The sequence below is a fragment of the Pseudomonas sp. R5-89-07 genome (assembly GCF_003851685.1).
Classification (GTDB): domain Bacteria; phylum Pseudomonadota; class Gammaproteobacteria; order Pseudomonadales; family Pseudomonadaceae; genus Aquipseudomonas.
The window spans coordinates 5757426-5772300 of record NZ_CP027727.1; the positions used below are offsets into that span (position 1 = coordinate 5757426).

Here is a 14875-nt window from a genome sequence, read left to right on the forward strand (position 1 = left end):
ACAGATGGCGGTACGAAATATCCCCAGCTAGCGTAGCCCGCTTCCCGACTATCTCGGCAAACCCCCGCCGGACGGGTATTCCAGCGCATAGGCAAGCTGGCGGGTGGTCGGTATACTCGGGCGCAATTAATGCATATTCAAGGATTTCGCCATGAAGCGCCTGATCTCTTCCCTTGCTGCGCTCGTCGCGGTCGCTTGCCTCGTTAGTGCCTGTGGTCAAAAAGGCCCGCTGTACCTGCCCGACGACAGCAAAGACCCGAACGAACAGGCGCAGTCGTCGCAAAAGCCATCCAAAGCGCACAAGCACGACACTTACTAAGGGACCCTCATGGACGCTTTTAACTACCGGGACGGCGAGCTGTTCGCGGAAGGCGTGGCGCTGTCCGCGATTGCCGAGCGCTTCGGCACCCCGACCTACGTGTACTCGCGTGCTCACATCGAAGCGCAATACCGCTCGTTCACCGACCCGCTGGAAGGCGTGCCGCACCTGGTGTGCTACGCGGTGAAAGCCAACTCCAACCTGGGTGTACTCAATGTCCTGGCGCGCCTTGGCGCTGGTTTCGACATTGTGTCCCGTGGCGAGCTCGAACGTGTATTGGCCGCCGGTGGCCAACCCGACAAAATCGTATTCTCCGGCGTCGGCAAGAGCCGCGAAGACATGCGCCGTGCCCTGGAAGTGGGCGTGCACTGCTTCAACATCGAATCCACCGACGAACTGGAGCGCCTGCAGGTCGTGGCGGCCGAAATGGGCGTTCGCGCGCCGATCTCCCTGCGCGTCAACCCGGACGTCGATGCCGGCACTCATCCGTACATTTCCACCGGTCTCAAAGAGAACAAGTTCGGCATCGCCATTGCCGACGCCGAAGACGTGTATGTCCGCGCCGCTCAGTTGCCGAACCTGGAAGTACTGGGCGTCGACTGCCATATCGGCTCGCAACTGACCACCCTGCCGCCGTTCCTGGATGCGCTCGACCGCCTGCTGGCGCTGATCGACCGCCTCGGCGACTGCGGCATCTACCTGCACCACATCGATCTGGGTGGCGGTGTAGGGGTGCGTTATCGCGATGAAGAGCCGCCGTTGATCGCCGACTACATCAAGGCCGTGCGCGAGCGTATCGAAGGTCGCGACCTGACGCTGATGTTCGAGCCGGGACGTTACATCGTCGCCAATGCCGGTTTGCTGCTGACCCAGGTCGAGTACCTCAAGCACACCGAGCACAAGGACTTCGCCATTGTCGACGCGGCAATGAACGACCTGATCCGCCCGGCGCTGTACCAGGCCTGGATGAATGTCACTGCCGTTGCACCGCGCAACAGCGAGGCGCGTGCGTATGACATCGTCGGCCCGATCTGTGAGACCGGCGACTTCCTGGCCAAGGATCGTCAGCTGGCCCTGGAGGAAGGCGACCTGCTGGCCGTACATTCGGCCGGTGCCTATGGGTTTGTCATGAGTTCCAACTACAACACTCGCGGGCGAGCCGCCGAGGTGCTGGTGGACGGTGATCAAGCGTTTGAAGTGCGTCGCCGCGAGACGGTAGCCGAGTTGTATGCTGGCGAAAGCCTGCTGCCGGAGTAAGCCATGCTGCTGCGTTTTACCAAGATGCACGGGCTGGGCAATGACTTCATGGTCCTCGACCTGGTCAGCCAGCATGCGCACATCCTGCCCAAGCACGCCAAACAATGGGGCGACCGGCATACCGGTGTCGGCTTCGACCAACTGCTGCTGGTAGAAGCGCCGACCAACCCGGAGGTGGACTTCCGTTATCGGATCTTCAACTCCGATGGCTCCGAAGTGGAACAGTGCGGCAACGGCGCGCGCTGCTTTGCGCGCTTTGTGCTGGACAAGCGTTTGACCGCCAAGCGCCAGATTCGCGTCGAGACCAAGGGCGGCGTGATCGAACTGGATATCCGCAGTGACGGCCAGATCAGCGTCAACATGGGCGCGCCACGCCTGGTGCCAGCGGACATTCCGTTCCAGGCGCCCGAGCAGGCGCTCAGCTATGCGCTGGACGTAGACGGCAACCGTGTGGATATCGCCGCCGTATCCATGGGCAATCCCCATGCGGTACTGCGGGTCAATGACATCAACAATGCACCGGTGCATGAGCTGGGGCCGAAGATCGAACATCACCCGCGCTTTCCGGCACGGGTCAACGTGGGCTTCCTGCAGGTGATCGACCGTTCCCGCGCGCAATTGCGTGTGTGGGAGCGCGGCGCCGGCGAAACCCAGGCCTGCGGCACCGGTGCTTGCGCCGCTGCCGTGGCCGCGATCAGCCAGGGGTGGATGGATTCGCCGCTGCTGATCGACCTGCCGGGTGGGCGCTTGTCCATCGAATGGGCAGGCCCTGGCCACCCGGTGATGATGACCGGGCCGGCCTCGCGTGTATACGAAGGACAGGTCCGTCTATGAGTGAGCCAAGCCAATGACCGATAAGCCTCAAGTACCCGCACACGTCACCCCAAGTGAAAGCCTGGAGGCCGCCGCAGTCGCGGCGTACCTTGAGGCTCATCCGGACTTCTTCGTCGAGCACGAAGAATTGCTCCCGGCATTGCGCATCCCTCACCAGCGTGGCGATACCGTGTCGTTGGTGGAGCGGCAGATGAAAATCCTGCGCGAGCGCAATATCGAAATGCGCCACCGGCTCTCGCACCTGATGGACGTGGCGCGCGACAACGATCGCCTGTTCGACAAGACCCGTCGCCTGATCCTGACCCTGATGGACGCCGCCAGCCTGGAAGAAACGGTGATGGCCGTGGAAGACAGCCTGCGCCAGGACTTCCAGGTGCCATTTGTCAGCCTGATCCTGTTCAGCGATAACCCGATGCCGGTGGGTCGTTGGGTCAGTGGTAGCGAAGCGCAAACCGCCATTGGCGGCCTGCTGTCGGAAGGCAAGACCATCAGCGGCACCCTGCGCGAGCACGAACTGGACTTCCTGTTTGGCGCCGAACAGCGCAAACAGATCGGCTCCACCGCCGTGGTAGCCCTCAGCCACCAAGGCCTGCACGGCGTACTGGCCATCGCCAGCCGCGATCCTGCGCACTATAAAAGCTCGGTGGGTACACTGTTCCTGACCTACATCGCCGAAGTGCTGGGCCGCGTCTTGCCGCGCTACACCACTGCCCTGCGCGCGGTGCGCTAGCCATGGAACGGCAACTGGACGCTTACTGCGCTCACCTGCGCAACGAGCGCCAGGTGTCGCCTCACACCTTGGAGGCCTACCGGCGGGACTTGAACAAGGTCCTGGCCTATTGCGAAAAACAGCAGGTCGCCAGCTGGAAAACCCTGGATATCCAGAGCCTGCGCAGCCTGGTTGCACGGCTGCACCAGCAAGGCCAGTCCTCGCGCAGCCTGTCGCGCCTGCTGTCGGCGGTGCGCGGCCTCTATCACTACCTGAACCGCGAAGGCTTGTGCGATCACGACCCGGCCAACGGCCTGTCACCGCCCAAAGGCGAGCGACGCCTGCCAAAGACCCTGGACACCGACCGCGCCCTGCAACTGCTGGACGGCGCGGTCGAGGATGACTTCCTGGCACACCGCGACCAGGCGATCCTCGAGCTGTTCTATTCCTCGGGCCTGCGCTTGTCAGAGTTGACCGGCCTGAACCTCGACCAACTCGACCTGGCGGATGGGCTGGTGCAGGTGCTGGGTAAAGGCAGCAAGACGCGTGTGCTGCCGGTCGGCCGCAAAGCCCGCGAAGCCTTGCAGCTGTGGTTACCATTACGGGCGCTGGCCAACCCGAAAGACGATGCGGTATTTATCAGCCAACAAGGCCGACGCCTGGGGCCACGGGCCATTCAGTTGCGTGTGAAGGCCGCCGGCGAGCGCGAACTGGGACAAAACCTGCACCCGCATATGCTCCGGCACTCCTTTGCCAGCCATATGCTCGAATCGTCCCAGGACCTGCGCGCAGTCCAGGAGCTGCTCGGCCACTCCGATATCAAGACCACGCAAATCTATACCCACCTCGACTTCCAGCACCTGGCAACGGTGTACGACAGCGCCCATCCACGGGCCAAACGCATCAAGGGCGACGACTCATGAGCATCAAGCTGATCACCTTCGACCTGGACGACACGCTCTGGGACAACGTACCCGTCATCATCAGCGCCGAAGCGTCGATGCGCGAATGGTTGGCGCTCAACGCGTCCAAGGTCGGCGACTTGCCCTTGGAACATTTCGCCAGCCTGCGCCAACAGGTGCTGCAGCGTCACCCGGAACTCAAACACCGCATCAGTATCCTGCGCCACCGGGTGTTAATGCATGCGTTTGAGGAGGCCGGTTATCCACAACCTGAGGCCACGGAAATGGCCGACGTGTGTTTTGAAGCGTTCATTCATGCGCGGCACCAGCTCACCGTCTTCCCCGAAGCCGAGCCAATGCTCAAAGCGCTGCGCCAGCACTTCCTGCTGGGGGTGATCACCAATGGCAATGCCGATGTGCAACGTGTGGGCCTGGCGGACTACTTTCACTTTGCCTTGCGTGCCGAAGATATCGGCATCGCCAAGCCGGATGCGCGATTGTTTCAAGAGGCGTTGCAGCGCGGCGGTGTGGAGGCCGGGGCGGCGGTGCATGTTGGCGATCATCCAGGTGATGACATCGCCGGGGCTCAACAGGCGGGGCTGCGGGCGGTGTGGTTCAACCCGACAGGCAAGGTGTGGGAAGGGGAAAAACTCCCGGATGCGCAGATTCGCAGCCTGACGGAGTTGCCGGAGTTACTTCGCCGCTGGCAGTAACACCGATGGCCAAATGTGGGAGGGGGCTTGCCCCCGATAGCGGTGTACCAGTCACCAGATGGACTGGCTGACCCACCGCCATCGGGGGCAAGCCCCCTCCCACATTGAATTGCCCCAAGCTCATAAATAGCAGCCATGAAAAAACCCGCAGCGACGGCGGGCTCTTTCAGCAAGCAGGTGGCTGCCTCAGATAGGACGGCTGCCGTACTTGTTATCCGGTTTCTTCGGTGGATCAGCAACCACGTTGGGCTCGACTTCGACCACTTTGCCGCCTTTGGCGAGGAACTCTTCCATCGCGCGGGCCAGGGCATCGCGCTCTTTGTTCTTGGCTTCAACGCTAGGCAGCTCGTCTACCGAAACAGCAGCCTTGGCCTTGCCTTTGGCTTTGGGCGCGGCATCATCGCCAGCACTGTCATCAAGGTCTTCAGCAACGTCATCAGCCGCCACTTCAAGACTTTCCTCAGTGTCGTCTTCGTCACCTACTTCAAGGTCGTCGTTTTCCAGATCATCGTCGCTCATGTTCTACCTCATGACTTGCGAAAAGCAGATTAGTTATAGCCCAGCTTCACCCTCTGTCGAGGTCGCTGGAAAAAAATCAACGTCCACTGGATCTCCAGTGGCTTATGCCCCTTCACCATGCAAGGTGGCGAGGACTTTACGAGCACCGCCGTGATCACGGTGCTCGCCCAGATAAACACCTTGCCAGGTCCCCATCGCCAAGCGGCCGGCCTTCACCGGCAAACTCAACTGGCAGCCCAGGAGACTGGCCTTGAAGTGCGCCGGCAGATCATCCGGACCTTCGTCGTTGTGTTCGAACCCTGCCTGGCCTTGCGGCACCAGCACGTTGAAAAAACGCTCGAAGTCCCGGCGAACTGCCGGATCGGCATTCTCGTTGACCGTCAACGAGGCCGAGGTGTGCTGCAGCCACAGATGCAACAGGCCCACGCGACACGCCTTCAATTCAGGCAAGCCGGCAAGCAACTCATCGGTCACCAAGTGAAAGCCCCGGGGCTTGGCCCGCAGGGTTATCAGGGTCTGTTGCCACATACAGTTCTCCGCCCATCGGCGCGCATTCTAGCGCGCTCTGGAAAAAAACAAAGTGCCGAATACGCCTACATGCCTGTAAGACATTCGCACCCCCAAAAGTGCGGTGTGGATCCCATCACAAAGTCGACGAAAAACCCATACCACTTATAGCCAAAGACAAACGCCAGGCAAAAAAATGCCCGGCAAGCCGGGCATCTTTTTTTCGCGTACTTACAAGTTGTAGCCGCGCTCGTTGTGTTGCGCCAGGTCGAGGCCGACCGCCTCTTCCTCTTCGGTGACGCGCAGGCCCATGACCATGTCCAGCACCTTGAGGATAACGTAGGTGACGATCGCCGTGTAGATCACGGTGAAGCCGACGCCTTTGCACTGGATCCACACCTGGGCAGCGATGTCGGTGGTAGCGGCGTTGAAGCCACCCATCGACGGAGCTGCGAACACGCCGGTCAGGATCGCGCCGAGGATACCGCCGATACCGTGCACGCCGAAGGCGTCCAGGGAGTCGTCGTAGCCCAGCTTGCGCTTGAGGGTCGTGGCGCAGAAGAAGCACACCACGCCCGCCGCCAGGCCGATCACCAGCGCGCCCATCGGGCCGACGGTGCCAGCAGCCGGTGTGATTGCAACCAGGCCGGCCACCACACCCGAGGCGATGCCCAGTGCGCTCGGCTTACCGTGGGTGATCCACTCGGCAAACATCCAGCCCAGCGCAGCGGCGGCGGTAGCGATCTGGGTAACCAGCATCGCCATGCCGGCCGTGCCGTTGGCCGCAGCAGCGGAGCCGGCGTTGAAGCCGAACCAGCCGATCCACAGCATGGCCGCGCCGATCAAGGTGTAACCCAGGTTATGCGGGGCCATCGGGGTGGTCGGGAAGCCTTTACGCTTGCCGAGCACGAGGCACGCTACCAGGCCAGCCACACCGGCGTTGATGTGCACCACGGTGCCACCGGCAAAGTCCAGCACGCCCCAGTCCCACATCAGGCCGCCGTTGCCGCTCCAGACCATGTGCGCAATCGGCGCATAGACCAGGGTGAACCAGATGCCCATGAAAATCAGCATCGCGGAGAACTTCATGCGCTCGGCGAAGGCACCGACGATCAGCGCCGGCGTGATGATGGCGAAGGTCATCTGGAAGGTGATGAACACCGCTTCCGGGAACAGCGCCGCCGGCCCGGTGATGCTGGCTGGAGTGACCCCTGCCAGGAACGCCTTGCCCATGCCGCCGAAGAAGGAGTTGAAGTTGACGACGCCCTGCTCCATACCGGTGGTATCGAACGCAATGCTGTAACCGTAGATGACCCACAGAATGCTGATCAGGCCAGTGATGGCAAAGCATTGCATCATCACCGACAGAATATTCTTGGAACGGACCATGCCGCCGTAGAACAGCGCCAGGCCAGGGATGGTCATGAACAGCACCAGTGCGGTGGCGGTCAGCATCCAGGCGGTGTCGCCGGAATTGAGGACTGGAGCCGCCACTTCATCTGCCGCCATTGCAAGGCTTGGCATTACGATGGACAACAGGGCTCCGAGCCCTGCGAATTTACGCAGAGTCATAGTGTTTTCTCCTGGGGCGTTGGGGTTTGGCGGCTTAGATTGCGTCGGTATCGGTTTCGCCGGTACGGATGCGAATAGCCTGTTCCAGATTGACCACGAAGATCTTGCCGTCACCGATCTTGCCGGTGTTGGCGGCCTTGGTTATCGCTTCGATAACCCGGTCAAGATCCTTGTCGTCAATGGCGACATCAATCTTCACCTTCGGCAGGAAATCGACTACGTATTCCGCGCCGCGATACAGCTCGGTATGACCCTTCTGCCGACCGAAGCCCTTGACCTCAGTAACGGTAATGCCCTGCACGCCGATCTCGGACAGTGACTCGCGTACGTCGTCCAACTTGAACGGCTTGATGATGGCAGTGACTAGCTTCATGAAAACTCTCTCCCGAATTGGTGGACTTGCCCCAGGAAAACAAACCCGTCTCAAGTCTAAGCGCAGTGCCTGGCTTTGTAACGCATCGTCGCCTCGGCATTTACCGCGGCGACGCCAGCGAACCACTGGTGACGAAAAACCTGTACCCCTGATCCATCGGCGCACTGCATTCGTCACAGCGACTGCATCAGTGCATGGGTCATGTTCGTCTAAGCAGAAACCTTGCCAGCTCCGTAAAAATCACTGAAATCAGTCCATTGCCCACTCGTGCCCACCTGCGGGGCGTTCCGCCAATCGCGATGCGCATTAAAACAGTGCGCGACCGCCCTTCCTCGTGCGCGAAAAGCGTGCGCATCAGCCGTGAAAAGACTATAGACGCTGCGTGATACACTGCCGGCCAACTGTTTTCCGGAATATTTCCCATGCTCGCGCCCAAAGACTTCCTCGACGCCCTGAGCGGCCACGCCTCTCGCCTGTTCAGCGGCGACACCCCGCTGCCCCGCAATGAAATCGAAAGCCAGTTCAAGGCACTGCTGCAAAGTGGCTTCAGCAAGCTCGACCTGGTGAGCCGTGAAGAGTTCGACAGCCAGATGGTGGTGTTGGCCCGCACGCGTGCGCGGCTTGAGAGCCTGGAGGCGAAGGTCGCGGAACTGGAAGCGCGGATGACGCCACCTTCCGCCGAATAAACGCAATCAGTGAAGGGGCTACCCCGCAGAAGCGTGAAATCACCTGTGGCGAGGGAGCTTGCTCCCGCTGGACTGCGCAGCAGTCCCATTGTCTGGGGCCGCTTCGCGACCCAGCGGGAGCAAGCTCCCTCGCCACAGGTACGGTGTTCGCCTTAACGGCCTGGCATTAGCGGGTTTTTCTCCACAGTTGTCCTGCGTCGTTGTCTGGATACGTTCTGTAAAACCTCCCCCGCTTTGCTTTTCTCACCCTCGTCTACCCTTGAATAACCCGCAGGAAGCGGCCTCCATTTCAAGGATCGAGCATGTCCCTCGCCATCGTCCACAGCCGCGCCCAGATCGGCGTTGAAGCTCCCGTCGTTACCGTCGAAGTGCATATGGCCAATGGCTTGCCATCCCTGACCCTGGTGGGTTTGCCGGAAACCGCGGTCAAGGAAAGCAAGGACCGCGTTCGCAGCGCCATTCTCAACTCGGCCCTGCAATACCCAGCGCGGCGCATCACGCTCAACCTCGCGCCCGCCGACCTGCCCAAGGACGGCGGGCGGTTTGACCTGGCGATTGCCCTGGGGATCCTGGCGGCCAGCATGCAGGTGCCGGCATTGATGCTCGATGACGTCGAGTGCCTGGGAGAGTTGGCGCTGTCCGGCGAGGTACGCGCGGTGAAAGGCGTGTTGCCGGCCGCGCTGGCGGCGCGCAAGGCCGGGCGCACCCTGATAGTGCCCAGGGCGAACGCTGAGGAAGCTTGCCTGGCGTCAGGGTTGAAGGTGATTGCGGTAGATCACTTGCTGCAGGTGGTGGCGCACTTGAATGGGCATGTACCGATCGAGCCCTACAAGTCCGACGGCTTGCTGTATTTGAATAAGCCTTACCCGGACCTCAATGAAGTACAGGGCCAGTTGGCCGCCAAGCGTGCCTTGCTGATCGCCGCGGCGGGGGCGCATAACCTGTTATTCAGCGGGCCGCCCGGCACCGGCAAGACCTTGCTCGCCAGCCGCCTGCCGGGCTTGCTGCCACCGCTCAGCGAGCAGGAAGCACTGGAAGTCGCGGCGATTCAATCCGTGGTCAGCCTGGCCCCGCTAAGTCATTGGCCGCACCGGCCGTTCCGCCAGCCGCACCACTCGGCGTCCGGCCCCGCGCTGGTCGGCGGAGGATCGAAGCCGCAACCGGGGGAAATCACCCTGGCCCATCACGGCGTGTTGTTCCTGGACGAGTTGCCGGAGTTCGACCGCAAAGTCCTGGAGGTACTGCGCGAGCCGCTCGAGTCGGGACATATTGTGATTTCCCGCGCGCGGGACCGGGTGAGTTTCCCGGCGCGCTTCCAACTGGTCGCGGCGATGAACCCCTGCCCTTGCGGTTATATGGGCGAACCCAGCGGCCGTTGTCGGTGCACGCCGGAACAGATTCAACGCTACCGCAACAAGCTCTCGGGGCCGCTATTGGACCGCATCGATTTGCACCTGACCGTGGCGCGGGAGGCCACGGCACTGAGCCCGGCCCAACAGACCGGCGACAACACTGCGAAAACCGCCGCCCTGGTTGCCGACGCACGGGAGCGCCAGCAACGACGCCAGGGCTGCGCCAATGCGTTCCTCGATCTGCCGGGGCTGCGCGAGTACTGCACGCTGGCAAAGGTCGATGAAGGCTGGCTGGAAAGTGCATGTGAGCGACTGACACTGTCGCTGCGCGCGGCTCATAGGCTGCTCAAGGTGGCGCGCACTTTGGCGGACCTCGAACAAACAGAAGCAATCGCTCGCCACCATCTGCAAGAGGCCTTGCAGTACCGTCCGGCGGCGATCAATTGAGCCGTGCGCCCCTATATTCGGAATGCGGTGGCTTAGCGGAACCGGTCCACTTCATGCCGCAAGCCCGCCGCCAAAGTCTCCAGCTCCTTGGCGGTGATCGCCAGGTTCGACACCACTTCACGCTGCTCGCTGTTAGCCAGCGCAATACTCTGCAGGTTGCTGCTGAGCAAGGTCGCGGTGCTGCTCTGCTCTTGCGTGGCCGTGGTGATTGCGGCGAACTGCTGGCCGGCCGAACGGCTTTGCTCGTCGATGCGCGCCAGGGCCGAGGCCACGTCGGCGTTGCGCGACAGGCCTTCCTGCATCAGCACATTACCGTGCTCCATGGTGCTGATGGCATTCCCGGTTTCCTGCTGGATGCTCTGGATCATGCCGGAAATTTCATCGGTGGCCTGGCGAGTGCGCGAGGCCAGGTTGCGCACTTCGTCGGCGACCACGGCAAAACCACGGCCTTGCTCGCCGGCACGGGCGGCTTCGATGGCCGCGTTCAAAGCCAGCAGGTTGGTCTGTTCCGCGATAGACGTAATCACGCCGACGATGCCGCCGATCTCCTGGGAACGCTGGCCCAAGGTGTTGATCACCGTGGCGGTGCTGTTCAGGGCGGTGGCGATATGTTCCAGGGACGACGACGCCTCTTGCATCGAGGCACGCCCGATACGGGTCTGCTGGGCATTTTCCTGGGCCAGACGCTCGGTGCTGCCCATGTTGTCGGCGATATTCAGGGAGGTGGCGCTGAATTCTTCCACCGCGCCCGCCATGCTGGTGATCTCACCGGACTGCTGCTCCATGCCTTCATAGGCACCGCCAGACAAACCGGACAACGCCTGGGCACGGCTGTTGACCTCTTCAGCTGCCTTGCGAATGTGCGAAACCATGGTCGACAGCGCTTCGCCCATCTGGTTGAAGCTGCGCGCCAACTGGCCGATTTCGTCATGGCTGGAAACGTTGAGGCGCGCGCTCAGGTCGCCCGCACCGAGCGCTTCGGCTTGGCGCACCAGGTCACTCAATGGCGCGAGCTTGCTGCGCAACAGCCACACCGTGGCGCCCACCGCCAACAGCATGGCCAGCACGCTGCCGATCACCAGGCGCAGGCCGACGTCCCAGGTCACCGCACGAATTTCAGCCTTGGGCATGCTCGCCACTACCGCCCAGGGGCCGCCTTCGAACGGTACCGAGACGCTGTAGAAATCTTCGTTCTCGTCGCTCCAGAAGCGGCCTACACCCGGCTTCTTCGCCAGGTCGAGCATTACTGGAATGGCTTGGTCCAGGGCTTGTACACCGGCCGGCGGCACCAGCCAGTGCTTCTGTTCATCCAGCAGCGAAAGGGAGCCGGTCTGGCCGATACGGAAGCGCTTGAGGTTGTCGAACTGGGCTTTCTGTTCGTCGGTGTAGTCGAAACCGATGAACAACACTGCGATGACTTTGCCGCTGGCATCACGCACCGGGCTGTACTGGGTCATATAGGAGCGGTCGAACAACACGGCCCGACCGATGTAGGCCTGCCCGCCAAACACACGCTGGTAGGCCGGGCCCTGGCGATCGAGCACGGTGCCGATGGCGCGGTTACCGTCCTGCTTGGTCAGGGAGGTGCTGATGCGAACAAAGTCATCGCCGCTGCGCACGAATACCGTGGCCACACCGCCGGACATGGCCTTGAATTCATCCACTTCACTGAAGTTGTTGTTCAGCAACTCGCTGCCCAGGTAGAGGCTTGGGGTCTGCACACCGGCCACGGCGACTGGCTGCTCCGGGCGCACGCTCAAGCCGGCGCCAAAGCGCTTCTCAAACAGCCCGCTCAAACGCTGGGTGCTCTCGCGCAAGGTGCTGTGGAAAGTATTGAGTTGGTCGGCAAGCAGGCGCGCCTCGCTGGCCAGGTGTTCCTCGCGAGTGGCGAGGTTGGCGGTGTCGAGGGAGCGTAGAGCGAAGACGGTACTGCCGCTGATAACGACAGCCAGAATTACGGCCAATGCGAGGCCTAACTGCGAAGCGATCCGAGCGCGAGGTTGAGACATGACAGCTCCTGAGCCGAGGCCAGGATCATCCTGATCTCTTAGCGCTGCTCGGCGAATTATCTAATGGGAAACGTTTGTGCACGAGGGTTCCAACACCTTACTTCGGCGCGGTTTCGCAATACTTGAGCGATTCGCAGGGGTATCACGCAAACGATTGCATCACACACACCAAACCCTTCATTCGAGGCGTGCCACAGCAGGCAAAACCATCGCTTGCACCTCACCCTGAAGAAATTCCGCCAAGCGCCGCAAACGCTCACCACCGGGGCGGGTTTTCGGCCAAACCAGGTAATAACTTTCGCCGCTGGCGACGGCCGTTGGCCAGGGTAGGCTCAGGCGTTTCTGGGCGACGTCCTCGGCCACCATCAGCAGGTCGCCCATGGACACCCCATAACCCCGCGCGGCAGCGATCATGCCCAACTCGAGCGTGTCGAACACCTGCCCACCCTTGAGCGAAACGCGGGACGCCAGCCCCATGCGCTCCAGCCAGTAACGCCAGTCGCGGCGATCCGGCGTCGGATGCAGCAGCTCCGCCGTTGCCAACCGCGCCACCTCCCACGGGCCGTCATCCAGCAGGTTGGGCGCGCCAACCGGAATGAGCATTTCGGGAAACAGGTAACTGGCCTCCCAATCCGCTGGGAAGTGCCCGTTGCTGAGCAATACCGCGCAATCGAATGGTTCCTGGTTGAAGTCCACCTCATCGATGCTCATCCACGCACTGGTGAGCTGCACCTCGTTGCCCGGCTGCAAGGCCCTAAAGCGACTCAACCGCGCCAGCAGCCAGCGCATGGTCAGGGTGGACGGCGCTTTCATGCGCAAGATGTCGTCTTCGGCATTCAGGGTATGGCAGGCGCGCTCCAGGGCAGCGAAACCTTCGCGTACGCCGGGTAATAGCAAACGCGCCGCTTCGGTGAGCTGCAAGGTGCGGCCGCTGCGCTGGAAAAGACGGCAGGCGAAATGCTCCTCGAGGGTACGAATATGCCGGCTGACCGCACTCTGGGTAATCGACAACTCCTCTGCCGCGCGGGTGAAGGAGTGGTGACGGGACGCGGCCTCGAATGCCCGCAAGGCGTAAAGCGGCGGAAGACGACGAGACATTCTGAAAGCTCCGACAGTGCTATCAGCAGACCCTACCAGAACAGACCAGGCATGAGTTTTAATCATGCAGATGATCGCATTTATCCTTTTGTGCAATACGCGTAAAGCGCCGAGAATCAACCCTTTCCCTCCTCCTGAATTTTCGAGAGTGATGATCATGCAGCATCCAGCACGCACCGAACTCTGGGCCATTCTGCGGCTGTCGGGGCCGTTGATTGCCTCACAGTTGGCGCACATGCTGATGGTGCTGACCGATACCCTGATGATGGCCCGCCTGAGCCCTGAAGCCCTGGCCGGCGGTGGCCTGGGCGCGGCGAGCTATTCGTTCGTGGCGATTTTCTGCATCGGTGTGATTGCGGCAGTGGGCACCCTGGTAGCTATCCGTCACGGTGCGGGCGATATCGAAGGCGCCACTCGCCTGACCCAGGCCGGGCTTTGGCTGGCGTGGTTAATGGCCCTGGCGGCGGCGCTGCTGCTGTGGAACCTCAAGCCGCTGCTGCTGATATTCGGCCAGACCGAAACCAACGTGCAGGCCGCCGGTCAATTCCTGACCCTCCTGCCCTTCGCCCTGCCCGGCTACCTTAGCTTCATGGCGCTGCGCGGCTTCACCAGCGCCATCGGCAAAGCCACCCCGGTGATGGTGATCAGCTTATGCGGCACGGTGGTCAACTACCTGCTCAACCATGCGCTGATCGAAGGTATGTTCGGCCTACCCAAGCTCGGGTTGATGGGCATTGGCATGGTCACGGCGATTGTCGCCAATGGCATGGCGCTGGCGCTGATGTGGTACATCCGCAGCAACCGGACCTACGCCGCCTACCCCCTGAGTACCGGCCTGTTGCGCCTCAATACCCGGTACCTGCGCGAGCTGTGGCGCCTGGGCCTGCCGATCGGCGGCACTTATGCGGTGGAAGTCGGGCTGTTCGCTTTCGCGGCGCTGTGCATGGGCACCATGGGCAGCACGCAGTTGGCGGCGCACCAGATAGCCCTGCAAATCGTCTCGGTGGCGTTCATGGTCCCGGCGGGCATGTCCTACGCGATCACCATGCGCATCGGCCAGCATTATGGTGCCGGGCAATTGTTGAATGCACGCCTGGCCGGGCGCGTCGGCATTGGCTTTGGCGCCCTGGTGATGCTGGGGTTCGCCGCTGTGCTCTGGCTGTTTTCCGACCCGCTGATCGGACTGTTCCTCGACCATAACGACCCGGCCTTTCACGACGTGATCGTGCTCGCCGTCAGCCTGCTGGCCGTCGCGGCCTGGTTCGAGCTGTTCGACGGCGTGCAGACCATTGCCATGGGCTGCATCCGTGGCCTCAAGGACGCCAAGACCACGTTCCTGGTGGGACTCGGTTGCTACTGGCTGATCGGCGCGCCATCAGCCTGGTTGATGGCATTCACCCTGGGCTGGGGGCCGACCGGCGTGTGGTGGGGCCTGGCGCTGGGGTTGGCGTGCGCGGCGGTGAGCCTGACGTGGGCGTTCGAAGCGAAAATGAAACGCATGATCCGACGAGAGCCGCAAACACACACTGCTTTCGAGGCAGCACAGACGCACTAAGGTCCTACTCGATTTTGGATTGG

General features: G+C 61.9%; 15 protein-coding genes and 1 pseudogene. 9 read left to right on the forward strand and 7 right to left on the reverse strand.

The annotated features are described in order from the left end of the window. Positions 1-151 precede the first annotated feature (151 nt). The 6 genes from C4J94_RS26460 to C4J94_RS26485 are packed head-to-tail and all read left to right on the forward strand — an operon-like array spanning position 152 to position 4734. Positions 152-319, forward strand: coding sequence for a lipoprotein (locus C4J94_RS26460; protein ID WP_003195417.1), 168 nt, complete (start codon positions 152-154; stop codon positions 317-319). Between the two features lie 9 nt (positions 320-328). Continuing rightward, complete coding sequence (gene lysA / locus C4J94_RS26465; RefSeq protein ID WP_124388729.1) at positions 329-1576, forward strand: diaminopimelate decarboxylase; 1248 nt, start codon at positions 329-331, stop codon at positions 1574-1576. Positions 1577-1579: 3 nt separating this feature from the next. Then, the gene (dapF, locus tag C4J94_RS26470) at positions 1580-2410 is read left to right on the forward strand and encodes a diaminopimelate epimerase (RefSeq protein ID WP_124388730.1); all 831 of its coding nucleotides are present in this window, start codon (positions 1580-1582) and stop codon (positions 2408-2410) included. Between the two features lie 13 nt (positions 2411-2423). Then, positions 2424-3140: a DUF484 family protein gene (locus C4J94_RS26475; RefSeq protein WP_124388731.1), complete on the forward strand. Its 717-nt coding sequence runs from the start codon at positions 2424-2426 to the stop codon at positions 3138-3140. Between the two features lie 2 nt (positions 3141-3142). Continuing rightward, entirely contained in the window at positions 3143-4042 is a 900-nt protein-coding gene (gene xerC, locus C4J94_RS26480) for a tyrosine recombinase XerC (protein WP_124388732.1), read from the forward strand. Beyond that, entirely contained in the window at positions 4039-4734 is a 696-nt protein-coding gene (locus tag C4J94_RS26485; RefSeq protein WP_124388733.1) for an HAD family hydrolase, read from the forward strand. Before xerC ends, C4J94_RS26485 begins: the two co-directional genes overlap by 4 nt. Positions 4735-4920: 186 nt before the next feature. On the opposite strand, the gene sutA is transcribed toward C4J94_RS26485, so the two are convergent. From sutA to glnK, 4 genes are all read right to left on the reverse strand, one after another. Continuing rightward, on the reverse strand, positions 4921-5253 hold the full coding sequence (gene sutA, locus C4J94_RS26490; protein WP_124388734.1) for a transcriptional regulator SutA: 333 nt from the start codon (positions 5251-5253) through the stop codon (positions 4921-4923). Between the two features lie 102 nt (positions 5254-5355). Next, complete coding sequence (locus tag C4J94_RS26495) at positions 5356-5781, reverse strand: secondary thiamine-phosphate synthase enzyme YjbQ (protein ID WP_124388735.1); 426 nt, start codon at positions 5779-5781, stop codon at positions 5356-5358. 210 nt (positions 5782-5991) lie between these two features. Continuing rightward, the gene (locus C4J94_RS26500; protein WP_124388736.1) at positions 5992-7332 is read right to left on the reverse strand and encodes an ammonium transporter; all 1341 of its coding nucleotides are present in this window, start codon (positions 7330-7332) and stop codon (positions 5992-5994) included. A gap of 34 nt (positions 7333-7366) precedes the next feature. Next, positions 7367-7705, reverse strand: coding sequence for a P-II family nitrogen regulator (gene glnK / locus C4J94_RS26505; RefSeq protein WP_002555808.1), 339 nt, complete (start codon positions 7703-7705; stop codon positions 7367-7369). 422 nt (positions 7706-8127) lie between these two features. Between glnK and C4J94_RS26510 the strand changes: the two genes are divergently transcribed. Then, on the forward strand, positions 8128-8391 hold the full coding sequence (locus C4J94_RS26510; RefSeq protein ID WP_124388737.1) for an accessory factor UbiK family protein: 264 nt from the start codon (positions 8128-8130) through the stop codon (positions 8389-8391). A gap of 42 nt (positions 8392-8433) precedes the next feature. Here C4J94_RS26510 and C4J94_RS28220 read toward each other — a convergent pair. Next, a pseudogene (locus tag C4J94_RS28220) lies at positions 8434-8529 on the reverse strand (N-acetyltransferase); the annotation flags it as partial. Positions 8530-8693: 164 nt separating this feature from the next. Between C4J94_RS28220 and C4J94_RS26520 the strand changes: the two are divergent. Further along, positions 8694-10190 (forward strand): YifB family Mg chelatase-like AAA ATPase, encoded by a 1497-nt coding sequence (locus tag C4J94_RS26520; RefSeq protein WP_124388738.1) that lies wholly within the window; start codon positions 8694-8696, stop codon positions 10188-10190. A 32-nt stretch (positions 10191-10222) separates the two neighbouring features. Here the strand turns inward: C4J94_RS26520 and C4J94_RS26525 are convergent, their stop codons facing one another. Beyond that, on the reverse strand, positions 10223-12199 hold the full coding sequence (locus C4J94_RS26525; RefSeq protein ID WP_124388739.1) for a methyl-accepting chemotaxis protein: 1977 nt from the start codon (positions 12197-12199) through the stop codon (positions 10223-10225). Between the two features lie 177 nt (positions 12200-12376). Next, a complete protein-coding gene (locus C4J94_RS26530; RefSeq protein WP_124388740.1) occupies positions 12377-13297 on the reverse strand; it encodes a LysR substrate-binding domain-containing protein in 921 nt (306 codons plus the stop codon). Between the two features lie 151 nt (positions 13298-13448). Between C4J94_RS26530 and C4J94_RS26535 the strand changes: the two genes are divergently transcribed. Continuing rightward, positions 13449-14852 (forward strand): NorM family multidrug efflux MATE transporter, encoded by a 1404-nt coding sequence (locus C4J94_RS26535; RefSeq protein ID WP_124388741.1) that lies wholly within the window; start codon positions 13449-13451, stop codon positions 14850-14852. Positions 14853-14875 lie beyond the last annotated feature (23 nt).

What these genes read in the sequence shown, in the direction of transcription:
- C4J94_RS26525 (WP_124388739.1), bottom strand. Translation starts at nt 12,199, where the DNA reads ATGTCTCAACCTCGCGCTCGGATCGCTTCGCAGTTAGGCCTCGCATTG.
- xerC (WP_124388732.1), top strand. Translation starts at nt 3,143, where the DNA reads ATGGAACGGCAACTGGACGCTTACTGCGCTCACCTGCGCAACGAGCGC.
- C4J94_RS26520 (WP_124388738.1), top strand. Translation starts at nt 8,694, where the DNA reads ATGTCCCTCGCCATCGTCCACAGCCGCGCCCAGATCGGCGTTGAAGCT.
- dapF (WP_124388730.1), top strand. Translation starts at nt 1,580, where the DNA reads ATGCTGCTGCGTTTTACCAAGATGCACGGGCTGGGCAATGACTTCATG.
- C4J94_RS26475 (WP_124388731.1), top strand. Translation starts at nt 2,424, where the DNA reads ATGACCGATAAGCCTCAAGTACCCGCACACGTCACCCCAAGTGAAAGC.
- C4J94_RS26530 (WP_124388740.1), bottom strand. Translation starts at nt 13,297, where the DNA reads ATGTCTCGTCGTCTTCCGCCGCTTTACGCCTTGCGGGCATTCGAGGCC.
- sutA (WP_124388734.1), bottom strand. Translation starts at nt 5,253, where the DNA reads ATGAGCGACGATGATCTGGAAAACGACGACCTTGAAGTAGGTGACGAA.
- lysA (WP_124388729.1), top strand. Translation starts at nt 329, where the DNA reads ATGGACGCTTTTAACTACCGGGACGGCGAGCTGTTCGCGGAAGGCGTG.
- C4J94_RS26460 (WP_003195417.1), top strand. Translation starts at nt 152, where the DNA reads ATGAAGCGCCTGATCTCTTCCCTTGCTGCGCTCGTCGCGGTCGCTTGC.
- C4J94_RS26495 (WP_124388735.1), bottom strand. Translation starts at nt 5,781, where the DNA reads ATGTGGCAACAGACCCTGATAACCCTGCGGGCCAAGCCCCGGGGCTTT.
- C4J94_RS26500 (WP_124388736.1), bottom strand. Translation starts at nt 7,332, where the DNA reads ATGACTCTGCGTAAATTCGCAGGGCTCGGAGCCCTGTTGTCCATCGTA.
- C4J94_RS26510 (WP_124388737.1), top strand. Translation starts at nt 8,128, where the DNA reads ATGCTCGCGCCCAAAGACTTCCTCGACGCCCTGAGCGGCCACGCCTCT.
- glnK (WP_002555808.1), bottom strand. Translation starts at nt 7,705, where the DNA reads ATGAAGCTAGTCACTGCCATCATCAAGCCGTTCAAGTTGGACGACGTA.
- C4J94_RS26485 (WP_124388733.1), top strand. Translation starts at nt 4,039, where the DNA reads ATGAGCATCAAGCTGATCACCTTCGACCTGGACGACACGCTCTGGGAC.
- C4J94_RS26535 (WP_124388741.1), top strand. Translation starts at nt 13,449, where the DNA reads ATGATCATGCAGCATCCAGCACGCACCGAACTCTGGGCCATTCTGCGG.